This is a genomic window from Flavobacterium laiguense (assembly GCF_003097655.1).
Lineage (GTDB): Bacteria > Bacteroidota > Bacteroidia > Flavobacteriales > Flavobacteriaceae > Flavobacterium > Flavobacterium laiguense.
The window spans coordinates 23007-45990 of record NZ_QCZH01000026.1; the positions used below are offsets into that span (position 1 = coordinate 23007).

The following is a 22984-nucleotide window of genomic DNA, read 5'->3' on the forward strand; positions in this document are numbered from 1 at the left end:
TAATGAATTTATCTATACTCATACCGCTTCTTAACGAAGAGGAATCGCTGCAAGAATTGTACACTTGGATTATTTCGATTATGAAATCGAACAATTACAGCTACGAAATCATTTTTCTGGATGATGGAAGTACAGATGAATCCTGGAACATTATAGCAGGATTTGCTACTGAGAATTCTAATGTAAAAGGGATTCGATTCATGAAAAATTTCGGTAAATCTCAAGCTTTGCATGCTGGTTTCGCTAAGGCAAAAGGCGATGTGATCATTACCATGGATGCCGATTTGCAAGACAGTCCCGATGAAATTCCAGGTTTGTACGAAATGATTACCACTCAAAAATACGATTTGGTTTCGGGTTGGAAAAAGAAACGTTACGACTCTGTTGTGGCCAAAAATCTTCCATCAAAACTATTTAATTGGGCGGCCAGAAAAACATCTGGGGTTGAATTAAATGATTTTAATTGCGGATTGAAAGCTTACAAAAACGTAGTGGTAAAAAACATTGAAGTATCCGGTGAAATGCACCGATACATTCCGGTTTTGGCCAAGAATGCCGGTTTTGGAAAAATTGGCGAAAAAATAGTGCAACACCAAGCCAGAAAATACGGAGAAACCAAATTTGGAATGGAACGTTTCATCAATGGTTTCTTGGATTTGATAACGATTTGGTTTCTTTCCCGATTTGGAAAAAGACCAATGCATTTATTTGGCGCCATAGGTTCCTTTATGTTTATTATTGGTTTTTTGTTGGCTGGATACATTGGAGTTTCAAAATTATATCATATGTATATGGGAATGCGCTATAATTTAGTAACAAGTAATCCTTGGTTTTATATCGCATTAACAACAATGGTTTTGGGAACACAATTGTTTTTGGCTGGGTTTCTAGGCGAAATTATATTGAGAACCAAAAATAATGAGGAACGATACAAGGTTTCGAGTGAAGTGAATTTTTAAAATCTGTGCACTCACGAATTTAAAATGGAACACGGATTGAACAGATTTAAACGAATTTAATGATATTGTTAAAATAGTTCGCCCAGAATTTTACTAATTTACTCCAATTAATTTGTGAGAATTAGTGAAATTCGCAGCTGAAAATTTGCTACAACTCGTTTGTCAAAGGAAATAGGATTAAAAACTAAATCTCTCACTTTACGGGTCTAGCCCTGATAGTAGCGGAAATCCTTTTTTGAATAAATCTATTTTTTCCTGAACGGGCAGAGCGACCAACGGAAGCTCCTGACAGTTCTTGGAAAAAAAGATTTAAGAGAAAAAGATTAAAGCGAATAGCTGGAAATAGCTCCTCCCTTCGACTATGCTCAGGGTGACAAGATTTATTTCTTGCTTTTGCAAAAAACAGATTAACAACTTTAAACCAAATATATGCACATTGCACAAAACATTTTAGACGCAGTAAACGAATGGCTAACTCCTGCTTTTGACACCAAAACACAAGCAGAAGTAATCGAATTAATGACTACTTCACCAAAAGAATTGGAAGAGAGCTTTTACAAAAATTTGGAGTTCGGAACAGGTGGTATGCGTGGTGTAATGGGAGTTGGAAACAATCGTATTAATAAATATACTCTTGGAAAAAACACTCAAGGACTTTCAAATTACTTGCATACTGTTTTCCCTGGACAAACCTTGAAGGTTGTAATTGCTTATGATTGCCGTCATAATAGTCAATCTTTGGCCAAAGTGGTTGCCGATGTTTTCTCTGCCAATGGAATTCAGGTTTATTTGTTTTCGGACTTGAGACCTACTCCAGAATTGTCTTTTGCACTTAAACATTTAGGCTGTCAATGTGGTATTGTACTAACTGCTTCTCACAATCCACCAGAATATAATGGTTACAAAGTGTATTGGGAAGATGGCGGACAAATTGTTCCTCCAGAAGATGAGGCTATCATAAATATTATTGAGAATTTAAATTACAACGAAATCAAATTTTCGGCAGATGAAAGTTTGATACAATATATAGATGCCGAAATTGACGAAGCTTTTGTAAAGTCATCTGTGGAGAATGCCAGTTTTAATACACCAAAGGAAGCCAAGGACAATCTGAACATTGTATTTACTTCTTTACACGGGACTTCTATTATGTCGGTTCCTGCAACTTTGGAAAAAGCGGGTTACAAGAATGTAAACATCGTTCCCGAACAAGCCAAACCGGATGGGAATTTCCCAACCGTAAAATCACCAAACCCAGAAGAGCCGGAAGCATTGACAATGGCATTGGCGCTGGCAGACAAATTGAATGCTGATATTGTTGTGGGTACCGACCCAGACTGTGACCGTTTGGGAGTTGCTGTTCGAAATAACGAAGGTAAAATGATTTTGTTGAACGGAAATCAAACAATGATTTTGATGACCGCTTTTCTACTCGAACAATGGAAAAAAGCCGGAAAGATAAACGGTCAACAATTTGTGGGCTCTACGATTGTTTCCACGCCAATGATTATGGAACTAGCTTCGGCTTATGACGTAGAATGCAAAGTGGGATTAACAGGCTTTAAATGGATTGCCAAAATGATTAAAGATTTTCCGGAACTCGAATTTATTGGTGGTGGAGAAGAAAGTTTTGGATATATGGTTGGCGATGCCGTTCGTGATAAAGATGCCGTTGCGGCCACTTTATTAATTTGCGAAGTTGCGGCTCAAGCCAAAGCCAATGGCAGTTCTGTGTACAATACCTTGTTACAATATTATGTAGATTACGGATTTTACAAAGAGCACTTAGTTTCTATCACCAAAAAAGGAATCGAAGGATTGGCCGAAATTAACCAAATGATGGTTTCATTACGCGAAAACCCATTGAAAGAAATCAACGGAGAAAGAGTGGTTATGATGGAAGATTACAAATCATCAATAGCCAAAAACTTATTTACAGATGAAGAAGAAACGATGAATATTCCTAAATCTGACGTATTGATTTATTACACAGAAGATGGGTCTAAAATATGTGCCAGACCTAGCGGAACGGAACCAAAAATTAAATTTTACATCAGTGTAAACACCCACTTAGACAGCGTTGACCATTTTACCGAAGTTGAGCAAGTCTTGAACGAAAAAATTAAAAATATAATTATTGCAATGCAATTGAACTAATGAACAATTTTAAAAGAATATTCCCTTTTGTAATTCCGTACAAAAAGTATGCTTATATGAACATACTTTTTAATGTACTATATGCCCTATTTAGTACACTTTCTTTTGTATCATTGATTCCGATGATGCAGGTTTTATTTGACCAAACCAAAAAAAATACGGTAATGCCAGTTTATAAAGGCATTTGGGAGCTAAAAAAATATGGCGAAGATTACTTAAGTTATTACATTACCCACACTACTGATACGTTTGGTGTAGGTCGCACCTTGACCATAATGGTCGTGATAATCATTTCTATCTTTTTACTGAAAAATTTATGTGATTATCTAGCGATGTTTTTTATTACCTTTTTACGAAATGGTATTTTGAGAGACATGCGAAATGCCATGTACAAAAAAACGATTGAATTACCACTAGCTTTCTATTCTGAAAAAAGAAAAGGAGATGTGATTTCTAGAATTTCAGGAGATGTCAATGAGGTTCAAACTTCTTTCTTGTCTATTTTGGAACTTATTGTAAAAGAACCCCTTACAATTGTTTTTACATTAATTACAATGGTTACCATCAGTGTGCAATTGACTCTTTTTGTGTTTATTTTCATTCCTGTTTCTGGCTACGTCATTTCCCTTATTGGAAAACAATTAAAGAAAAAATCGACGAGAGCACAAGAAGAACAAGGTATCTTTTTATCAACTATTGAAGAGACATTGGGCGGATTGAAAGTGGTAAAAGGCTATAACTCGGAAAATTACTTCAACCGTGTTTTTCAAGAATCGACTCAACGTTTTTTTATCTTATCAAATAGTATTGGTAATCGTCAAAACCTAGCATCTCCAGCCAGTGAGTTTATGGGAATTATGGTTATCGCCATTTTACTTTGGTACGGTGGACACATGGTTTTGATTGACAAAACGCTGAATGGCGCTTCGTTTATCGCCTATATGGGATTGGCTTACAACATCCTAACTCCTGCAAAATCTATTTCGAAAGCATCATACGCTATCAAAAGAGGAAATGCCGCTGCAGAGCGTGTTTTAGAAATCTTGGATCAAGAAAACCCAATTACCAGTAAAATCGATGCTGTAGAAAAATCTACTTTTGAATCCGAAATCGCGATTCAAAACATCAACTTCAAATACGAAGACGAAACTGTTTTAAAAGATTTTTCACTTACCGTAAAAAAAGGACAAACTGTTGCTCTTGTAGGTCAATCAGGAAGCGGAAAAAGTACTATCGCCAATTTGCTGACTCGTTTTTATGATGTCAATGAAGGAACCATTGCTATCGACGGTGTTGCTATAAAAGATTTAAATCTACAATCGCTTCGTGGTTTGATGGGATTGGTAACCCAAGACAGTATTTTATTTAATGATACCATAAAAGCCAATATCTCCTTAGGAAAACTAGATGCTACCGATGAAGAAATCATCGAAGCTCTAAAAATTGCGAATGCTTACGAATTCGTAAAAGACCTGCCAAAAGGTATTTACACTAACATTGGCGACAGCGGAAACAAACTTTCCGGAGGTCAAAAACAACGACTATCTATTGCCCGTGCCGTTTTGAAAAACCCTCCGATTATGATTTTGGATGAAGCAACATCAGCTTTGGATACCGAAAGCGAAAAATTTGTGCAAGTGGCTTTAGAAAACATGATGCAAAACAGAACTTCTATTGTAATTGCACACCGTCTTTCAACCATTCAAAAAGCAGATTTGATTGTTGTAATGAAAAAAGGAAAAATAGTAGAGCAAGGAAAACATGAAGATCTTATTGCTATGAATGGAGCATATAACAAACTGGTAACAATGCAAAGTTTTGAATAACAATTTAGATTAGTACCTTTAGATTTCTAATGGTTCTACTTATATAAATCAAAACAATGTATCTTAATAATCCCAACATAAAACTTCCGCAAGATCCAGATACCATTGTATGGAAATATCTGGACTTGTCGAAGTTTTTGGATTTATTGCTTTCGCAGAAACTGTTTATGTCACGGTCTGATAAATTTGAAGACCAATACGAAGGAACTTTTAGCGAACCTACATTTGAGGAAATCAAAAAACTTTCTACAAACAATCCTGATTTTTTAAATTACTACAAAACCCATCGGGAGAAAGTGGCTATCAGTAGTTGGCACATCAATGAATACGAATCGTTCGCCATGTGGCAAATTTTTACTCAAAATAGCGAAGGATTGGCCATACAATCTACAGTAAAAAGGCTTCAAGATGCCTTGGTTCCCGAAAAAAACCACAAGCAATTCATTGGTGAAGTAAATTACATCGATTACAAAAAAGAGTATATTCCGTTTGACGATTTGTTTTTTCCTTTTTTGTTCAAAAGAAAAAGCTTTCAATACGAACGCGAAGTTCGCATCATTACAGATGTAACTGAAAGCACCATCAAACTAAATGATGGATTAAAAATAAATGTGGATATCAGTCAACTGATCGAAAAAATCTATATCCATCCCAAATCCGAAAATTGGTATAAAAATCTAGTGATTCAATTGGTAACACAACTTGGATTTGATTTTGAAATCGAAAAATCAGATTTAGAAAGTGATATTTTGATTTGAGATTTATATCGGATTGTAAGTCTCTATTTTCCAATCCTTACTTGACAAATCGATGTAATTGTAATGCAGTACATCTTTACTGTCGAATTTCCCATTTTTATTGGTGTCCTCAACGGTTCTAAAATACAAACGGTTTTTGGATTCGATTAAATTCCAATCGATTAATTCTTGAAAATCGGTTGAAACTTTCGTGAATTTATCGCCGCTTATTTTACTTAAATACAACGCCTTGATGTCACTAGTATCCAGTTTTCCGTCTTTATTAGAATCCATATCATACATGGTATAGACCATAATTTGATTTTTGGTCTTATCAGCAACCGTTTTTAAGTAAGTTGCCGTTTGAATCAAAATAGGTTTATCCGTCAATACTTTTATAGAATCTGAATCTACTCTTTGGAATTTAATATTTTGCAAATAGCCCGTAATTTCATACTCGGATGCATTCGATATGGTAAAACTCAAATCATTCACACTCGAAGAACCATATTTATTTTTGGTTCCTTTTTCATAAACACTCAAATCCCCCACTGGATGGATTAAATAATCAGTTCCTTCCATTTGTATGGGTAAATCAGCTATTTTTATTTGAGTCGGATCGGCTTTAGTGAGTTCTCTCCCTATTTTTGAAGCATCATAAATCACTTTCGGCTTCTCTGATTCTTCTTTACAGCTTGCTAAAAGTAAAAGTGAAATTCCTATATAGACAAAATGTGATGTTCTCATAATAATTTTAATATTAAAAAATAAACTCAAATGTAATCATTTTTAAAAATGGAAAGGGAAATATACTGTAGATTTATTCATTGCAACGAACGTAATCTACCTAAAAATTGCTACAACCTCGCACTTAACTTCAAATTAAAAACTCGGGTTGTCATATAATTGGGAATCGCATATTCTGTTTTACTGTACACATCCCGAACCCATGTATTGGTTATGGCATTTTGATTGTTAAAGAGATTAAATATTTCAAAACCTAAAGATAGTTCCTTCAGATTTTTGAAAAATTTATTCTTGGACACCCCTACTTTTTGATCAATGAAGACTTTCGAAAATCCAACATCAACCCGGCGGTAATCGTTCAATCTGTTTTGGTACAAATACGGATCGGCATAAGCAGGCGAACCTCCCGGTAATCCTGTATTATAGACCATATTGAGATATAACTTTAGACTTGGAATTTTTGGCATATAATCCTGAAACAAAAGACCAAATTTTAATCGTTGATCTGTTGGTCTTGCAATATACCCTTTGTTGTCAATATTCTCCTCGGTTTTTAGATATCCAAAACTAATCCAAGAATCGGTTCCGGGGACAAATTCTCCATTCAGTCGAACATCCAGTCCTTGTGCATAGGCGACAGCATTATTATCTGCAGCATAACGTATCCGGACATTATCAACCGTATAAGGATTGACATCTGTCATTTTTTTATAATAGGCTTCGGTCACAAGTTTAAAAGGGCGTTCCCACATTTTGAAACTATAATCATTCCCCAAAACAACATTTAGAGATTTTTGAGCTTTCGTATCGGGTTGCACCACTCCATCATAATCTCGTAACTCCCTATAAAATGGCGGCTGGTTATAGATGCCAACGGTTAATCTAAAAAGCATATCCTTCTTCCAATCTGGTTTTATGGCAAACTGAGCTCTCAGACTAAAAACAGTTTGAAGATTACTTTTCAAATTATCGCCTGAAACTTCCCAACTTTGCATTCGTGCACCCAAATTGTACCATATTTCGTTTGAACCTAAATTGTCTTTTCTTCCCCATTGCGCATAAGCTGAAAACCGATCTATATTCGTAAAATTAGTAGCACTTACATATTGATACGGGACCAACAGTCCTGCATAGGGTTGGTAAGGCTCATCATTTTTGGGCAATACAAGTGGTGGCCGAATGGAGAACCCTGCTGAATCAATGACTTCCCATTCTGAAATTCGATCTCGGATCAATTCTTTGGTGTATTTAACTCCCCATTCGATTTGATTTTGTTTCCAATTTTTTAAACCTTTTACTTCTAAATTGGCAATTAAAGCATCCAAATCATTTCTGGCATGATTGAGCTGTGAACCAATTCCTCTTGAAAAAGCAATATCTCCATAAGTGTCTGAACCAATGTTGGTATCGACTTCACCCAATCGGTATTGTGCATAAATATCGAAATACTCTTGTTCTATAGTGTGAAAAACAGATCCAATAAATTTTAAAGTGAAAGTATCACTCACTTGATAAGTGGTTTTTAAAGCTCCAAAATACGTATCATATTTATCTTTTTCCTTGCCTTCGTAATAAACCGCAAGAGCCATTGGTGCATCTGCTGTACCAAAATTGGTTTGACGCGTAAGCGGTTGGTATAAATACTTATTTTGAGAAATATTCCCCAGAAAACTCCATTGCCATTTGGCAGAAGCCTGATAGTTGATGTTCGTTTGAATATCGGCAAAAGTAGGAGTATAATTCGTTTGAGTTTCTTGACTATTAACAAGAAGACTGTTATTTCTGTACCTTATTCCTGTAATGGCTGACCATTTTCTGTTTTTAGAAACCGCATCAACAGCTAGGCTTCCGCCAAGGAAACTCATTTCGAGAGTTGCCCCAAACTGCGTTGGATTCCGATAAGTAATATCCAAGACTGAAGACATTTTGTCTCCATACTTTGCCTGAAAACCCCCTGCTGAAAATTCTATATTTTGAACCAAATCAGTATTGACAAAACTCAAACCTTCCTGTTGTCCAGACCGAATCAGAAAAGGACGATACACTTCTACTTCATTGACATAAACCAAATTTTCGTCATAATTTCCTCCACGAACTGAATATTGGGTACTGAGTTCATTATTCGAATTGACTCCGGGCAATGTCTTCAAAACATTTTCGATTCCCGCATTGGCACCCGGAATAAAACGAATGTCTTTGGCTTCAAAAGTAATAATCCCTTGAACTGATTTTTTATTATTGCTGTTGATGATGACCTCCCCCATTTGTTCCTCTTGATCGTTCATACGCATATTAAACACATAAACTTCATTTGGCTTTAAAGAGATTTTTAAACTGGCTTTTTTTAAAGAAATATGGGTAAATTCTACGGTGATATTTTGATCGGATGGAATTTTGATTTGATAAAATCCCTTTTCATTTGTCTGGGTATTATTATTCGGGGAAGTTACATTCACTCCCTCAACAGGAAGATTCTTTTCATCCAAAACAATACCTTTTACAAAAGCCGTTTGAGCAAATGAATTCATTCCTATCCATAAAAAAATAAAACAATACAGGGCTTTAAAAATATTCAATTGATTTTGCTTTTACTTTTTTTGATTTCTTTGAAAATGAGTTTCAAAGATAGAAGAATTCCCTACATTATCAACTACTACAACTTTTAATTCATTGTCTCCTTCAGCCACAATTGCATCATTAAAATCATGGGTCAATAGTTTTGTTTTATTATCGTATTCCATCAAAATCCATTTCCCGTTAAGGTAACCATTGTAGGATTTAATTCCAGACAAACTATCCGATATACTCACTTGAAGCAACTTTTGATTATCCAATCGTTTCCCTTCAATAGATTTTGCAATAGCAATCACAGGCGCAATGGTGTCTAACACTAATTTATACTGCCCTAAAGTTTTTACTTTTGTCTCATAAACATTGTTTTTTTGACGAGTTGTATTATAACTTATCTTCCCTCCTTCAATTCGACCAATAAACACTTTGTCTTTTTGATCTGCTGGATAACTATCGTTTTCTATAGAAATTGTAAAATTCGTATGCGCTGGAACTGTATCGTCATGTACAGTCAAAACGTTATTTTTCACATCAAAATTCAAATTAAAATCACTATAAAAAGTACCTGCTGCAAAGAAAACACTAATCTTATCCTTTTCAAAGAAACAATCCTTCGACGCTTTTACAACATAATTAGAAACAATAGATTCTTTCTCAATTATGATTGAAAGTGCATCATACTGTACTGGAATAACAATCGTGGTTTTATTTGCATAAAAATCAGAAACCTCCAAACGACAAACCGAGGTCAAATTGGGCAATACTGTAATGACACCATTCATTTCGTCGGTTTTTATAATGCTCAAATTATAAGGTGGACTCATAAATAATTTTTGAACCCTTTGTTGTGTTTTTTTATAAAATGAATAATCGATTAAAGCATTGACGTATCGCATTTCATCAAAAGAATAGGTATTAAATTGATATCCAAAAATAGATTTCCCGTTGCAAGACAAATTCACATCGAAAGCTCCATTTTTGTTAAAAGACACATCATCATAATCGAAAGCTACAATACCAAAACCAATTTTTCCATTCGCTATAACCTTATCTGCCAAATAAGACCCGTCCTTTTGCAAGGATAAATTGATAGAGATAGGACGTTGCGCATAATTGACCGTTGTTTTTGAATCTAAAGGGTAAGCATACAAATTTGAAACTATCGGTTTCTTGGTGTCTTTCATTAAAGCATCAAACCCAAAAAACATGGGATTAATAATTTTCTCCGTTTTTGTATCTCTAATTTCGAAATGCAAATGAGGTCCTTCGGAAGCACCCGTATTTCCGGAAACACCAATTAATCGCCCTTTTTTAACGGGCATTTCATTGGGTTTAAAATACATCTCAATTTCAAAAAACTGTTCTTTGTAATGTGTTTTCTTTATAAAACTTTGAATAGAATCGGTTGCTTTTTGCAGATGACCATACACCGAGGTAAATCCATTTGGATGATCAATATAAATGGTTTTACCGTTACCAAAAGTAGAGATTTTAATTCTGGAAACATATCCATCAGCCACAGCATAAACGCTCAAGCCTTCTCTTTGCATAGTTTTCATATCAAAGCCCGCATGAAAATGATTGGGTCTTAATTCTCCAAAATTCCCGGACAATTGCATCGGAATATCAAGTGGAGGACAAAAATAGTTTTTGGGATAATCTATTTGAGCAAAAAGAGCACTAGAGAAAAATAACAGAAAAAAAGAAAATTTCATTTGTGAATATTTATTGTATTTTATGGGTCAAATGTAATTGTTTCGCACGTTCGCTATTGCTCGAGTCGCACAACATCATTAGTGCTTACTACCAATTTACGATCATGCTCATTTCATAGAATACATTTTTGCTAAGATAAAAAAAGCAACTAAAACCCACAAGACAAAACAAAACCAAAATACAATAAACTGATTTTGAAACAATTGATATTTTTAATGTAAAAAAATCAATAAAATATTGTAATAATAAAAAGGAATACTAACTTTGTAAGATTAAGTAATGAATAGGAATTATAATGAGTGTGATTGCAGAAATAATTGATACTCTTGAAAATAAGGTTGAAAAACTTTTTTTTAAAATTAAAACTTTAGAAAAAAACAATCAAGATCTAACTTTAGAATTAAGAAATGCTGCAGTGTTACTACAAACTCAATCCAAAGAGATTGATGATTTAAAAACACAGTTAGAAACACTCAAAATAGCCAATGCATTATTAGGCAGTGACGAAAATAAAAGAGATACAAAGCTTAAGATAAATTCAATAATTCGTGAAATTGATTACTGTATAGCACAGCTATCAGATTAGTAAAATATATGGACGAAAAGCTTAAAATTAAAATATCAATTGCAGAAAGAGTGTACCCGCTAACGGTAGATTTCTCTCAGGAAGAAGGACTTAGAAGTGCTTCAAAAAAAATTGATGCTATGATAAAGCAATTTGAAGAAAATTATGCCGTTCGGGATAAACAAGATGTATTGGCCATGTGTGCCTTACAATTTGCCTCTCAATCAGAACAAAAACATATTGATAATGCTATAAATGGGGATGAAACCATTGAAAGATTAAACAAAATCAATGCGATTTTAGATCAATATCTCGAAAATTAAACGTTCTTTACACAAACTAAGATACTGCCTACATTAGTTCATATTTGGTAAACTCAACACTAACAATTTAGAATGAGCAAATCATCACTACTAAAGCATGCCACGCTTCGGCGAGGAAACTTGAACAGTGAGTTAGCTCAAAACTTGTCTTTCCGAGTTTATACAAGCAATCTAATGTAGGCTTTTTTATATATAAATTTTAACAAACATGGACATCTTAACAATAATTATTTCAGGAATTACGGGTATTGCAGCAGGATTTGGTATAGCCAAAGTCATTGAAAAAAGCAATATCTCTAATTTAATTAAAAGTGCAAAAAAAGAAGCGACTTCTATTCTAAAAGACGCTAATCTTGAGGCAGAAAACATTAAAAAAGATAAAATTCTTCAAGCAAAAGAAAAATTTATCGAACTAAAATCAGAACACGAACAAGTAATCCTAGCTAGAGACAAAAAAGTAGCCGAGGTAGAAAAAAGAGTTCGTGACAAAGAATCTCAAATTTCTAACGAATTATCAAAAGCTAAAAAGGTAAATGATGATTTTGAAGCAAAAACCATAGAATACACCTCTAAAATTGAAAATTTAGACAAAAAACAAGTAGAAGTAGACAAACTACATAAAAGTCAATTGCAACAATTAGAAGTAATCTCTGGATTATCTGCCGATGAAGCCAAAGATCAACTAGTTGAAGGCTTAAAAGCAGAAGCTAAGAGCAAAGCAATGTCTCATATTCAAGATACTATTGAAGAAGCAAAATTAACGGCACAACAAGAGGCTAAGAAAATCATCATTAACACGATCCAAAGAGTAGGAACGGAAGAAGCGGTAGAAAACTGTGTATCTGTTTTCAACATTGAATCGGATGATGTAAAAGGTAGAATCATTGGTCGTGAAGGAAGAAACATTAGAGCGCTAGAAGCAGCCACTGGTGTAGAAATCATTGTAGATGATACTCCAGAAGCTATTATCCTTTCTTGTTTTGATCCAGTACGTAGAGAAATTGCTCGTTTGGCATTACACAAATTAGTAACAGACGGACGTATTCACCCAGCACGTATTGAAGAAGTAGTTGCTAAAACTACCAAACAAATTGATGATGAAATCATTGAAGTTGGAAAACGAACTGTTATTGATTTAGGAATTCATGGTTTACACCCTGAATTAATAAAAGTAGTAGGTAGAATGAAATACCGTTCTTCTTACGGACAAAATTTATTGCAACACTCTCGCGAAGTTTCTAAACTTTGTGGAATTATGGCAGCTGAATTAGGATTGAATGTTAAATTGGCCAAAAGAGCAGGATTACTTCACGATATTGGTAAAGTTCCAGATGCAGAAAGTGATTTACCACACGCTTTATTAGGAATGCAATGGGCTGAAAAATATGGTGAGAAAGAAGAAGTTTGCAACGCTATTGGAGCACACCACGATGAGATAGAAATGAAATCATTATTATCTCCAATCATTCAAGTTTGCGATGCTATTTCTGGCGCAAGACCGGGAGCTAGAAGACAAGTATTAGACTCTTACATTCAGCGTTTAAAAGATCTTGAAGAAGTAGCTTACGGATTTAGCGGTGTGAAAAACGCTTATGCTATCCAAGCTGGTAGAGAACTACGAGTTATCGTAGAAAGCGAAAAAGTATCTGATGATAATGCAGCTACTTTATCTTTCGAAATTTCACAAAAAATCCAAACCGAAATGACGTATCCAGGTCAAGTAAAAGTTACTGTAATTAGAGAAACTAGAGCGGTGAATATTGCTAAATAACTAAGGCTTTCAAAATATTAAAAGGCTTGTTGATTGAAAAATCAGCAAGCCTTTTTTTTATATTCAATTTACTGCACCCGGCTATCCCATAAGCAAATTTACTTAGCGCCTTAGTCCTTTCTCGGATGAAATGTATTAAGAACTTCAGTTAAAAATTTTCGATCCAAATGGACATAAATTTCTGTTGTCGTGATAGACTCATGACCCAGCATTAATTGTATCGAACGCAAATCAGCCCCATTTTCTAAAAGATGGGTAGCAAAAGAATGTCTTAATGTATGCGGGCTTATGTTTTTAGTCAAATTAATTTTTACGGCCAAATCTTTAATAATGGTAAAAATCATTGCCCGAGTTAATTGCCTCCCTCTTCTGTTCAAAAACAAAGTATCCTCAAATCCTTTTTGAATATTGAGCTGGGTTCTGATGTTGTTTTTGTAAATTTCAATAAATTTTTGGGTCAAATCTCCAACAGGGACAAAACGTTGTTTATTCCCCTTCCCCGTTATTTTGATAAAACCTTCTTCGAAAAACAAATCCGATATCTTCAAATCTACCAATTCTGACACTCGAAGCCCACAGCCATATACCGTTTCAAGTATCGCACGATTGCGTTCTCCTTCTTTCGAACTCAAATCAATTGCCGAAATAAGTGCATCGATTTCCTCAACAGCCAATGTATCGGGCAACTTGCGTCCTGTTTTGGGAGTTTCAACCAACTCCATCGGGCTATCATTCCTAAAATCCTCGAATATTAGATAGGAAAAAAAACTTTTCAATCCCGAAATTATTCTAGCCTGAGATCTAGGGTTTACTTCTTTTGAAACAGCATAGATAAACTGTTGTAATGTTTCCTCATTAATAACAATAGGCGAAACCTTAATATCATTTTGCGACAAAAACAAACACAAGCGCTCCATATCAAAAGAATAATTATCAATAGTGTTTTTTGATAATCCTCTTTCAATTTTAAGATAGGACTGATAACTCTTTATATACGACTGCCAATTCATGATAACAAAGTAAAGGCTTTTTTGGTCATAAAAAAACCTCCCGAATTGAGAGGTTTATATGATTTTAAAACATTTTAAACTACCATCTGTATAATAATCCAAATTGAGGTTGAGCGAAAATATTGTTAAACAAGTTAACGTTTACATTCAAGTCACTTGAATTGTTTCCATTTTCAGGATTAGTACTATTGTAACTTAAGATATTAGCTAATTTAAAGGTAGCAGCCCAGTGATTTGTAAAGAAATAGTTCATTCCTAAATCAATGTTAGCATTCATTGCACTATCAGTAGAAGTAGGCCCTACATTTGGATCGTCTTTAACCGAAGAATACCCCAAACCAAATTCTCCATAAACATTAAAACTTTTAGAAGCCCCTAGAGACAGGAAATAATAACGAGCAAAAGCAGTAAAACCAATTTTAGACTCTTTGTTATTCGCGTTATCCTCTGTACCTGCAAAATTTAATCTGCCGCCTACAGCCCATTTGTTATCTAACATATATCCCATACTTGGATTAAAAGCCCAACTGTCTTCAACATCGCCTGAACGAAAACTAAAACTTCCCTCGACAAATTTATTCCCTTTTACGAAACCATTGTCTTGTGCATTTGCATAACTAAACGCAAATATCGCTACTAATACTAAAATACTTTTTTTCATCTTGTTTGGTTTTTGTTTGTTAATACGAAAGTAAATGTACGAAAAACTAACTTAAATATGTTAACTAAAACTTAATTAAATCATAAGAGAATAATTTTATGAAATCATTCACAAAAATAAAATAGCACCTAAGCACCTATACACAGGAGATTTAAAATAAATTACACAAAATAACAGTCCAGACAAAAGCACAAAAGACAGTTTTTTTCCTAATAAAACAAAGCGAGTTCGTTTTGTTCAAAAAACAATCCATTTTTGACAAAAAGAACATCCATATTCCCCAAGGATTATTTATTTTTACAAAAAACAAACCATATGAAAATAGCCATCGTTAATGGTCCCAATTTAAATCTTCTAGGAAAAAGAGAACCCGAAGTTTACGGGACTCAAACTTTTGAAGATTATTTTGAAATTTTAATAAATAAGTTTCCTCAAATAGAATTGACATACTACCAAAGTAATATTGAAGGAGAATTAATTGGTAAAATTCAAGAATTTGGATTTACTTATGATGGTATTATCCTTAATGCTGGAGCCTATACCCATACTTCTATAGGTATTGGTGATGCCATCAAAGGGGTAACCACTCCCGTGATCGAAGTTCACATCTCAAACACTTATGCCCGTGAAAGTTTCAGACATCAATCCTACATTTCTGGAAATGCCAAAGGGGTAATACTAGGTTTCGGTTTAAAAAGCTATGATTTGGCTATCCAATCCTTTTTGTAATATTTTTAACAAATTTTTATAAAAACCTGTTTATTTTTTCATGTAACAATCTTACAAAAAAGCGTCAAACATCAAAATTACAATTATGAAAAACGCTTTTTTGTTGCTATTCCTATTTAGCAGCTTATTCAATTTTGCTCAAATTAAAGGAAAACTATCTGATGAGAAAGGAAACCCTTTACCATATGTTACGGTATACGAAGAGAACACCTATAATGGAACCACTTCAAACGAACAAGGACATTATGAATTAAACTTAAAAAAAATAGGTAAACATTCGATTGTATTTCAGTTTTTAGGCTTTAAAACTCAAAAAATAGTCATAGATATCCTCTCATTCCCTCATAATTTGGATGTAAAATTAATTGAAGAAAGTTTTTCTTTAAATGAAGTTGTGATTAATCCAAAAGACAATCCTGCCAATCAAATTATAAGAAATGCTATTGCCAATAAAAAAGTAAACATCGAAAAAACGGCTCGTTACAAAGCCGATTTTTATTCCCGTGGTATCTTCCGAATCAAAGATGCTCCCAAAAAAATTCTAGGACAAAAACTGGATATGTTTGACGAAGTGCTAGATTCAACCCGAAGCGGAATTCTTTATTTATCGGAAACTGTTTCTAAAATTGCTTTTCAGAAGCCCGATAAAATGAAAGAAAACATTATTGCCTCCAAAGTAAGTGGTAAGGATAATGGTTTCAGTTTTAATAATGCAGCTTCTGCCAATTTTGATTTTTATGATAATTATTTACCTTTTGATGTCAATGTGATTTCCCCTATTGCAGACAATGCTTTTGGTTATTACAAATACAAATTCGAAGGCTCCTTTTACAATGAAAACAACCAACAGATCAATAAAATAAAAGTTACACCAAAGAGACTGTCTGAGCCTGTCATGGAAGGCTACATTTATATCGTAGATGACAGTTGGGCTATTTATGCTGTTGATGTAAGTATTAAAGGAGATCAAATGCAAAATCCCGCTTTGGATGTATTGACTTTAAAACAAAATTTCAGTTATAATGCTACTTCTAAAATTTGGATAAAAAACACCCAATCAATTGATTTTACTTTTGGAATGTTAGGCATTAATATATCCGGGAGATTCACTTATGTCTATTCGAATTTTGAATTTGACCCACCATTTACAAAAAAAACATTTACAAAAGAAATATTGACTTTTGAAGAAAACGCCAACAAAAAGGAAGATGTCTACTGGAATACCATTAGACCAATTCCTTTAACTATTGAAGAAAGCACCGATTACACCAAGAAAGACATTCTACAAACCAAGAAAAAATCAGAGGTATATCTTGATTCCATAGATAAAAAGAGCAATAAATTTCAGATTTCAGATATTATAATGGGCTATACCTATAAAAATTCGTTTCAAAAATGGTCTACCAATTATGAAGGTTTACTAACCGGAATCAATTTCAATACGGTACAAGGCTGGAAAATCGCAACTGGATTATCGTATACAAAAAACGACCGTGAGAAAGGGAAATACACGCGTTTTGGAGCTGATTTTGACTATGGATTCTCCGAAGCTCAATTTAGATCAACAGGAAGTTTTATCCATAAGTTCAACAATATCAATAAAAGTGAAATTCAAATTTCTGGAGGATCTAGAGTAGCTCAATTTAATGAAGAAAAACCCATAACAGAGCTTTTGAACTCTGTTACCACTTTATTTTTCAAAGAAAATTTCATGAAAATTTATGAAAATAATTTCATCTCTTTCTTCTATCAACGTGAAATCACAAATGGAGTTTTCGTGAAGGCAAAAGTTGATTATTTAGAAAACAAACCTTTATTTAATACAACAGATTACACCTTTTTACAAAAAGATAAATCCTATACCTCTAATAATCCATGGGCACCAAATGATAATATAACGCCCGCTTTTGAAAAATACAATTTGATAAAAGCCAAAATAGAGGCCAAAATCAATTTCGATCAAGACTACATTTCACGCCCAGACGGAAAGTATAACGAACCAAATGGTAAATATCCCGTATTGACTTTAGGATTTGAAAAAGGATTTGCCGGAAGCGAAAAGAAATATGAGTTTGACCATGCAAAAGCTAAGATAACTTATGATGCTACGCTAGGAAACAAAGGAATTCTATCCTTGAATGCAAAAGTGGGTAAATTCTTTAATGCCGACCAAATCTCTTTTGTCGATTACAAACATTTTAATGGGAATCAAACTTATATTGGATTATCTGAAAGCTATTTGAATGTATTCAATTTAATGCCTTACTACACTAATAGCACGAATGACAGCTATTTTGAGTTGCATACCGAACACAATGACAAAGGCTATATAATGAATAAAATACCATTATTGAATATGCTTAAATCAAATTTAATTTTAGGCTATCACTTGCTTGCTGTTCCCAACACAAGTCCTTATGCTGAATACAGTGTAGGTTTGGACAATCTCGGTTTTGGGAAGTTCAAAATGTTTCGTCTAGACTATGTACGCTCCTACCAAAATGGATTTCAAAAAGACGGAATTATTGTTGGATTGAAGTTTTTGAATTAAACTCACCCATAGAAATAATAAAACCCAATACAAATTTAAAATGTATTGGGTTTTATTTTTAAGATTAAAAACTCTTTAATTAGGCTCAATATGAATTAAAACATGCCCCAACTCTGGTATCTTCTCTCTTAGAGTATCTTTGAGTTTATGAGATAAGTCGTGTCCTTCTTTTACAGTTATCATACCATTTACTCTGGCATGAAGATCAACATGGTATTTCATTCCTGCTTTTCGGATGAAACATTTTTCGGTATCAATAATTCCATTCACTTGAAGGGAAACTTTTCTAATTTCTTCGACCAAATCATCATATAAATGTTCGTCCATGATTTCGCCAAGAGCGGGTCTAAAAATGAGGTAACTATTATAAAGAATGAAAAATGAGGCAAACAAAGCAGCCCAATCATCTGCAGCTTCGTAGCCTTTTCCTAAAAACAAGGCAATAGAAATCCCTGTAAATGCAGCTACTGAAGTTATCGCATCGCTTCTATGATGCCAAGCATCGGCTTTAAGAGAAGAACTATTGGTTTCCTTGCTTCTTTTCATTACCAACCGAAACGAATACTCTTTCCAGATGATAATAGCACCCAATACAAGAAGTGTCCAAGTTTTGGGTAATTCGTGAGGCGTTTGAATGTTTACAATACTCTCATATCCTATAATTGTTGCCGATGTAATAAGGAATCCAACTACTAAAAAAGTAATTAATGGTTCGGCTCTTCCATGTCCATACGGATGATTATCATCTGCTGGTCTGTTGGAATATTTTATACCAAATAAAACCAAAAGAGAAGCAAAGATATCTGTTGTAGATTCTATAGCATCTGCAATCAAGGCATAGGAATTTCCGAAAAAACCAGCTAACCCTTTTATAAGAGCCAAAGCAGTATTCCCAATGATACTAAAATAGGTTGCCTTTATCGCTTTTTGCTCATTCGTTCTATCGGACATATTTCATTTTATTCTACTAAAAAAATCGCTTAAACAAACTAATTTCAAATTAAAATTAAATTTATTTAAGCGATTTTTAAAATTGTTGTTTCTTATTGTTTTTCTCGAACTATTTTGGCTCCTATTGCTCTTAAACGTTCGTCTATACGTTCGTATCCACGATCAATTTGTTCAATATTTTGAATAGTACTCGTTCCTTTGGCCGAAAGTGCGGCAATCAATAATGAGATTCCTGCACGAATATCCGGAGAAGACATTGTTGTTGCTTTTAGAACTGATTTAAAATCATGACCTATAACTACCGCTCTATGGGGATCACACAACATGATTTTCGCTCCCATGTCTATCAATTTATCCGTAAAGAACAAACGGCTTTCAAACATTTTTTGGTGAATCAAAACATCTCCTTTGGCTTGCGTAGCAACTACCAATACAATACTCAATAAATCTGGAGTAAATCCAGGCCATGGCGCATCGGCAATGGTAAGAATTGAACCATCAATATCTGTTTTAACTTCATATCCGTCTTTATGTTCTGGGATAAAAATATCATCCCCTCTTCTCTCTAATGTAATTCCTAGTTTTCTAAATACATTGGGAATCACCCCTAGATTGTCCCAACTCACATCTTTGATTGTAATTTCGCTTCTTGTCATAGCCGCAAGACCAATCCAAGAACCAATTTCAATCATATCGGGTAGAATTCTATGTACACAACCACCTAGGTTTTTAACTCCTTCTATCGTCAATAAATTAGATCCAACTCCAGTAATATTGGCTCCCATGGAGTTCAACATCTTACAAAGTTGTTGCAAATAAGGCTCACAAGCAGCATTGTAAACTGTTGTTTTCCCTTTAGCCAAAACCGCCGCCATCACAATATTGGCCGTTCCGGTTACCGACGCTTCGTCCAATAACATATCGGCACCTACAAGTCCATCAGGTGCTTCTACTCCATAAAAATGGTCTTCCCTGTTGTATCTAAATTTGGCTCCAAGATTGATAAACCCTTCAAAGTGGGTATCCAATCTTCTTCGTCCAATTTTGTCTCCTCCTGGTTTCGGGATATATCCTTTTCCGAAACGTGCCAAAAGTGGCCCAACAATCATGATAGAACCACGAAGTGATCCTCCTTCTTTCTTGAAAGCTTCTGTTTCTAAATAGTCTACATTTACTTCATCCGATTGAAAAGTATAAGATCCTGATCCTATCTTCTCTATTTTAACTCCCAAATTCCCCAAAAGGGTTATCAATTTATTGATATCGATAATATCTGGGATATTGTTGATTGTTACTTTCTCTGGAGTTAAAAGTACGGCACACAAAATTTGTAATGCTTCATTTTTGGCTCCTTGAGGTATTACTTCCCCTTTTAAACGCACCCCTCCTTCTATTTTGAAAACTTCCATGGTTTTATTTTAAGTTTATAAGTCGCAGAGACTCTAAGATTCAAAGGTTTTATTAGCCATATAGCTTTATCCTCATCAAATTAGCGCCTTAACTTCTATCTTTATTTAAATTATTTCTTGATAAACGGTTTTGGTTTTCCCGTTTTAGTATTTTTATTACTTTGAATTTTAGGCTGCCCAGCAGGAGTAATCTTATTGGAAATCCTTTTATTGGTTCGTAATAAATCGGTGGTGTTTAATAACTCTTCTGAACTTTGAATTAAATTCAATTTCCCGTCTGATAATTCATAAAGGTGTTCAAAAATCACATCGTCTTTTACGGTGTCTTTGTTCCAGCTTAAATAGGATTTTTTCATGTGATTGGCAATTACTTTTACCAATGCATTTTTCATTTCGCCATCTTCCCATTTATTGGCAACATCAATCATGTATTTTATGTTGTTACCGTAATACCTGTATTTTGGAAAATTCTGAGGGTACTTTAAAACATCGGGTTTGAGTTGTAAAACTTCTCGCGATGGAATTGGATAAGGCGAATTGGCTACCAATTTAAAATCGGACATGATAAAAAGTTGATCCCACAGTTTATGCTGAAAATCAGGCACGTCCCTAAGGTGAGGATTCAAACTTCCCATTACTTGAATGATGTATTTTGCCGCTTTGTTGCGTTCTACATCATCTTCTATAACAGTTGCCTGCTCTATCAATTTTTGCAAATGACGACCATATTCCGGAATGATTAAGTGCTCTCTTTCAGAATTATATTCTAAATTGAAAACAACATCATTCGCTATTTCTTTTTTATATTTTTCGACCATAATTATAGGGAAACTATACCTTTTATTGTAGAAACTTCTTGGTACTTATCTATTATTTCTTGTGAATCTTTGACCTCTAAATCTATTGAAATACTGGTAAATTTTCCTGTTCTTGACTTTGTCGTTTTGATTACAGCTCCCATACAATTAAATGCTTCTTCGACTTTTTTGATATTCTCGTCGGATGTGGGAACTATAAATTTAAACAAATATTCTGCTGGCCAAGAGTTGCTATTATCTAACTCAACCTTCAGTCTTTCGTAAAATTCTGCGGTCTCTCTTTCTTTATCTTCGTCCATTCTTAAATTAAAATAAAAGCAAATATACGGTTTTGATTTTAGAATTTAGAATGGGCGCACGACAAATTGCATTTCTTAGAGAATTTTTTAAAATCTGCGAAAATCTGCGAAATCTGCGTGAAAAATTGGTACGCAGATTTCGCAGATTTACGCAGATTTGATCGATTAATGTATCATAAAAACAATTATTCTTTAATCAAATTGATTGTAATTTTTGAAAAGATGCAATTTGTCTTATATCCGTTTAAAATTTAGAATTCAGAATTGCGTCTAGAATTTAGTTTTTTTTTTAAACCCAGATGTGTATCAACTTATTTTGGGTTTAAAAACAGCTTTAATCCAACAAAATACCTCCAAAAAAAAAAAAAAAAACAATTATTTCCCTTTAGCCCTGATGGAAACGGCATCCTTTATATAAAGATATAGTGTACAGCAGGAACCCATATCTACTAAAAAAGGAACAATCATTCGCTCCTGAACAAACTGATGAAAATCCTAGCGCTTTTTTTTTTAAAATAACGATAACTTTAAGTATTTTTGCCGTTTAATTACAGAAAGTGCAGAAAGAAATTATTGTTATCATTGGTGGCCCAGGTACGGGGAAAAGTTCTATTATCGATAGTTTGGTTGCAAAAGGCTATTGTTGTTATCCCGAAATTTCTCGAGAAGTAACGCTTGAAGCTCAACAAAGAGGCATTGAGCAATTGTTCCTAGAAGATCCTTTACTGTTTAGCCAAATGCTGCTTGACGGAAGAGTTAAGCAATACAATAATGCTCAAAATGAAGCACATACAATAGTGTTTATCGATCGTGGCATTCCCGACGTTGTGGCGTACTTGGATTATATTGGGGATTCTTATCCGGATCATTTTGACTTGGCTTGCCGCGAAAATAATTACACTAAAATATTTATTCTTCCGCCTTGGGAAGAGATTTACCAAAGTGATAGTGAGCGTTATGAAAACTTTGAACAAGCAAAAACCATCTACAAACACCTTATAGAAACCTATCAAAAATACGGTTACAATCTAATTGAAGTGCCAAAAGATAGTGTAGATAACAGAATTCTTTATATATTAGATAAAATTTAGTGTTCCATTTTTAGTTTTTCGCATTCAATGATGGATTATTAATAGCCAGCTATCTATTGATAATTTTGTATTAACCAATGCATTAATAACTAA

Annotated in this window: 19 protein-coding genes; 10 read left to right on the forward strand and 9 right to left on the reverse strand. The window is 34.1% G+C overall.

What is annotated here, in order from left to right:
* Positions 1–2 precede the first annotated feature (2 nt).
* From DB891_RS15765 to DB891_RS15780, 4 genes are all read left to right on the forward strand, one after another.
* The gene (locus DB891_RS15765; protein WP_116764543.1) at positions 3–959 is read left to right on the forward strand and encodes a glycosyltransferase family 2 protein; all 957 of its coding nucleotides are present in this window, start codon (positions 3–5) and stop codon (positions 957–959) included.
* Positions 960–1388: 429 nt separating this feature from the next.
* Complete coding sequence (locus DB891_RS15770) at positions 1389–3116, forward strand: phospho-sugar mutase (RefSeq protein ID WP_116764544.1); 1728 nt, start codon at positions 1389–1391, stop codon at positions 3114–3116.
* Positions 3116–4942 (forward strand): ABC transporter ATP-binding protein, encoded by a 1827-nt coding sequence (locus DB891_RS15775; protein ID WP_116764545.1) that lies wholly within the window; start codon positions 3116–3118, stop codon positions 4940–4942. The genes DB891_RS15770 and DB891_RS15775 overlap by 1 nt, the downstream gene beginning before the upstream one ends.
* 56 nt (positions 4943–4998) lie before the next feature.
* Positions 4999–5700: a DUF2971 domain-containing protein gene (locus tag DB891_RS15780; RefSeq protein WP_116764546.1), complete on the forward strand. Its 702-nt coding sequence runs from the start codon at positions 4999–5001 to the stop codon at positions 5698–5700.
* Between the two features lie 3 nt (positions 5701–5703).
* Here the strand turns inward: DB891_RS15780 and DB891_RS15785 are convergent, their stop codons facing one another.
* The 3 genes from DB891_RS15785 to DB891_RS15795 all read right to left on the reverse strand — a co-directional run bounded on the left by DB891_RS15785 (position 5704) and on the right by DB891_RS15795 (position 10712).
* Positions 5704–6426, reverse strand: coding sequence for a hypothetical protein (locus DB891_RS15785; protein ID WP_116764547.1), 723 nt, complete (start codon positions 6424–6426; stop codon positions 5704–5706).
* A gap of 110 nt (positions 6427–6536) precedes the next feature.
* Positions 6537–8954, reverse strand: a complete 2418-nt coding sequence (locus DB891_RS15790) for a TonB-dependent receptor (protein ID WP_116764548.1) — start codon at positions 8952–8954, stop codon at positions 6537–6539.
* Between the two features lie 60 nt (positions 8955–9014).
* Positions 9015–10712, reverse strand: coding sequence for a M23 family metallopeptidase (locus tag DB891_RS15795; RefSeq protein ID WP_116764549.1), 1698 nt, complete (start codon positions 10710–10712; stop codon positions 9015–9017).
* A gap of 296 nt (positions 10713–11008) precedes the next feature.
* Here DB891_RS15795 and DB891_RS15800 point away from each other — a divergent pair, with 296 nt between their 5' ends.
* From DB891_RS15800 to rny, 3 genes are all read left to right on the forward strand, one after another.
* Positions 11009–11299, forward strand: a complete 291-nt coding sequence (locus tag DB891_RS15800; protein ID WP_116764550.1) for a hypothetical protein — start codon at positions 11009–11011, stop codon at positions 11297–11299.
* An 8-nt stretch (positions 11300–11307) separates the two neighbouring features.
* Positions 11308–11601 (forward strand): cell division protein ZapA, encoded by a 294-nt coding sequence (locus DB891_RS15805; RefSeq protein WP_116764551.1) that lies wholly within the window; start codon positions 11308–11310, stop codon positions 11599–11601.
* 208 nt (positions 11602–11809) lie between these two features.
* Positions 11810–13372: a ribonuclease Y gene (gene rny, locus DB891_RS15810; protein ID WP_116764552.1), complete on the forward strand. Its 1563-nt coding sequence runs from the start codon at positions 11810–11812 to the stop codon at positions 13370–13372.
* Positions 13373–13482: 110 nt separating this feature from the next.
* On the opposite strand, the gene xerD is transcribed toward rny, so the two are convergent.
* Positions 13483–14382 carry a site-specific tyrosine recombinase XerD gene (xerD, locus tag DB891_RS15815; RefSeq protein ID WP_116764553.1) on the reverse strand — a complete coding sequence of 300 codons (900 nt, stop codon included), beginning with the start codon at positions 14380–14382 and terminating at the stop codon, positions 13483–13485.
* 79 nt (positions 14383–14461) lie between these two features.
* A complete protein-coding gene (locus DB891_RS15820) occupies positions 14462–15043 on the reverse strand; it encodes an outer membrane beta-barrel protein (protein ID WP_116764554.1) in 582 nt (193 codons plus the stop codon).
* Positions 15044–15358: 315 nt separating this feature from the next.
* On the opposite strand from DB891_RS15820, the gene aroQ reads away from it, so the two are divergent.
* Positions 15359–15772 (forward strand): type II 3-dehydroquinate dehydratase, encoded by a 414-nt coding sequence (gene aroQ / locus DB891_RS15825; RefSeq protein ID WP_116764555.1) that lies wholly within the window; start codon positions 15359–15361, stop codon positions 15770–15772.
* A gap of 85 nt (positions 15773–15857) precedes the next feature.
* Complete coding sequence (locus DB891_RS15830) at positions 15858–18323, forward strand: DUF5686 and carboxypeptidase regulatory-like domain-containing protein (RefSeq protein WP_116764556.1); 2466 nt, start codon at positions 15858–15860, stop codon at positions 18321–18323.
* Positions 18324–18398: 75 nt separating this feature from the next.
* Here the strand turns inward: DB891_RS15830 and DB891_RS15835 are convergent, their stop codons facing one another.
* The 4 genes from DB891_RS15835 to DB891_RS15850 all read right to left on the reverse strand — a co-directional run bounded on the left by DB891_RS15835 (position 18399) and on the right by DB891_RS15850 (position 21800).
* A complete protein-coding gene (locus tag DB891_RS15835) occupies positions 18399–19274 on the reverse strand; it encodes a cation diffusion facilitator family transporter (protein WP_116764557.1) in 876 nt (291 codons plus the stop codon).
* A 92-nt stretch (positions 19275–19366) separates the two neighbouring features.
* Positions 19367–20683, reverse strand: coding sequence for a UDP-N-acetylglucosamine 1-carboxyvinyltransferase (gene murA / locus DB891_RS15840; RefSeq protein ID WP_116764558.1), 1317 nt, complete (start codon positions 20681–20683; stop codon positions 19367–19369).
* A gap of 110 nt (positions 20684–20793) precedes the next feature.
* Positions 20794–21501: a DUF4290 domain-containing protein gene (locus DB891_RS15845; protein WP_116764559.1), complete on the reverse strand. Its 708-nt coding sequence runs from the start codon at positions 21499–21501 to the stop codon at positions 20794–20796.
* A 2-nt stretch (positions 21502–21503) separates the two neighbouring features.
* A complete protein-coding gene (locus tag DB891_RS15850; RefSeq protein WP_116764560.1) occupies positions 21504–21800 on the reverse strand; it encodes a DUF493 family protein in 297 nt (98 codons plus the stop codon).
* Positions 21801–22357: 557 nt separating this feature from the next.
* Between DB891_RS15850 and DB891_RS15855 the strand changes: the two genes are divergently transcribed.
* On the forward strand, positions 22358–22891 hold the full coding sequence (locus tag DB891_RS15855) for an AAA family ATPase (RefSeq protein WP_116764561.1): 534 nt from the start codon (positions 22358–22360) through the stop codon (positions 22889–22891).
* The last annotated feature ends 93 nt before the right edge of the window (positions 22892–22984 follow it).

Bases quoted from the DNA above. Each gene is read 5' to 3' on its own strand.
- DB891_RS15765 (WP_116764543.1), top strand. From the start codon at position 3: ATGAATTTATCTATACTCATACCGCTTCTTAACGAAGAGGAATCGCTG.
- DB891_RS15770 (WP_116764544.1), top strand. From the start codon at position 1,389: ATGCACATTGCACAAAACATTTTAGACGCAGTAAACGAATGGCTAACT.
- DB891_RS15775 (WP_116764545.1), top strand. From the start codon at position 3,116: ATGAACAATTTTAAAAGAATATTCCCTTTTGTAATTCCGTACAAAAAG.
- DB891_RS15780 (WP_116764546.1), top strand. From the start codon at position 4,999: ATGTATCTTAATAATCCCAACATAAAACTTCCGCAAGATCCAGATACC.
- DB891_RS15785 (WP_116764547.1), bottom strand. From the start codon at position 6,426: ATGAGAACATCACATTTTGTCTATATAGGAATTTCACTTTTACTTTTA.
- DB891_RS15790 (WP_116764548.1), bottom strand. From the start codon at position 8,954: ATGAATTCATTTGCTCAAACGGCTTTTGTAAAAGGTATTGTTTTGGAT.
- DB891_RS15795 (WP_116764549.1), bottom strand. From the start codon at position 10,712: ATGAAATTTTCTTTTTTTCTGTTATTTTTCTCTAGTGCTCTTTTTGCT.
- DB891_RS15800 (WP_116764550.1), top strand. From the start codon at position 11,009: ATGAGTGTGATTGCAGAAATAATTGATACTCTTGAAAATAAGGTTGAA.
- DB891_RS15805 (WP_116764551.1), top strand. From the start codon at position 11,308: ATGGACGAAAAGCTTAAAATTAAAATATCAATTGCAGAAAGAGTGTAC.
- rny (WP_116764552.1), top strand. From the start codon at position 11,810: ATGGACATCTTAACAATAATTATTTCAGGAATTACGGGTATTGCAGCA.
- xerD (WP_116764553.1), bottom strand. From the start codon at position 14,382: ATGAATTGGCAGTCGTATATAAAGAGTTATCAGTCCTATCTTAAAATT.
- DB891_RS15820 (WP_116764554.1), bottom strand. From the start codon at position 15,043: ATGAAAAAAAGTATTTTAGTATTAGTAGCGATATTTGCGTTTAGTTAT.
- aroQ (WP_116764555.1), top strand. From the start codon at position 15,359: ATGAAAATAGCCATCGTTAATGGTCCCAATTTAAATCTTCTAGGAAAA.
- DB891_RS15830 (WP_116764556.1), top strand. From the start codon at position 15,858: ATGAAAAACGCTTTTTTGTTGCTATTCCTATTTAGCAGCTTATTCAAT.
- DB891_RS15835 (WP_116764557.1), bottom strand. From the start codon at position 19,274: ATGTCCGATAGAACGAATGAGCAAAAAGCGATAAAGGCAACCTATTTT.
- murA (WP_116764558.1), bottom strand. From the start codon at position 20,683: ATGGAAGTTTTCAAAATAGAAGGAGGGGTGCGTTTAAAAGGGGAAGTA.
- DB891_RS15845 (WP_116764559.1), bottom strand. From the start codon at position 21,501: ATGGTCGAAAAATATAAAAAAGAAATAGCGAATGATGTTGTTTTCAAT.
- DB891_RS15850 (WP_116764560.1), bottom strand. From the start codon at position 21,800: ATGGACGAAGATAAAGAAAGAGAGACCGCAGAATTTTACGAAAGACTG.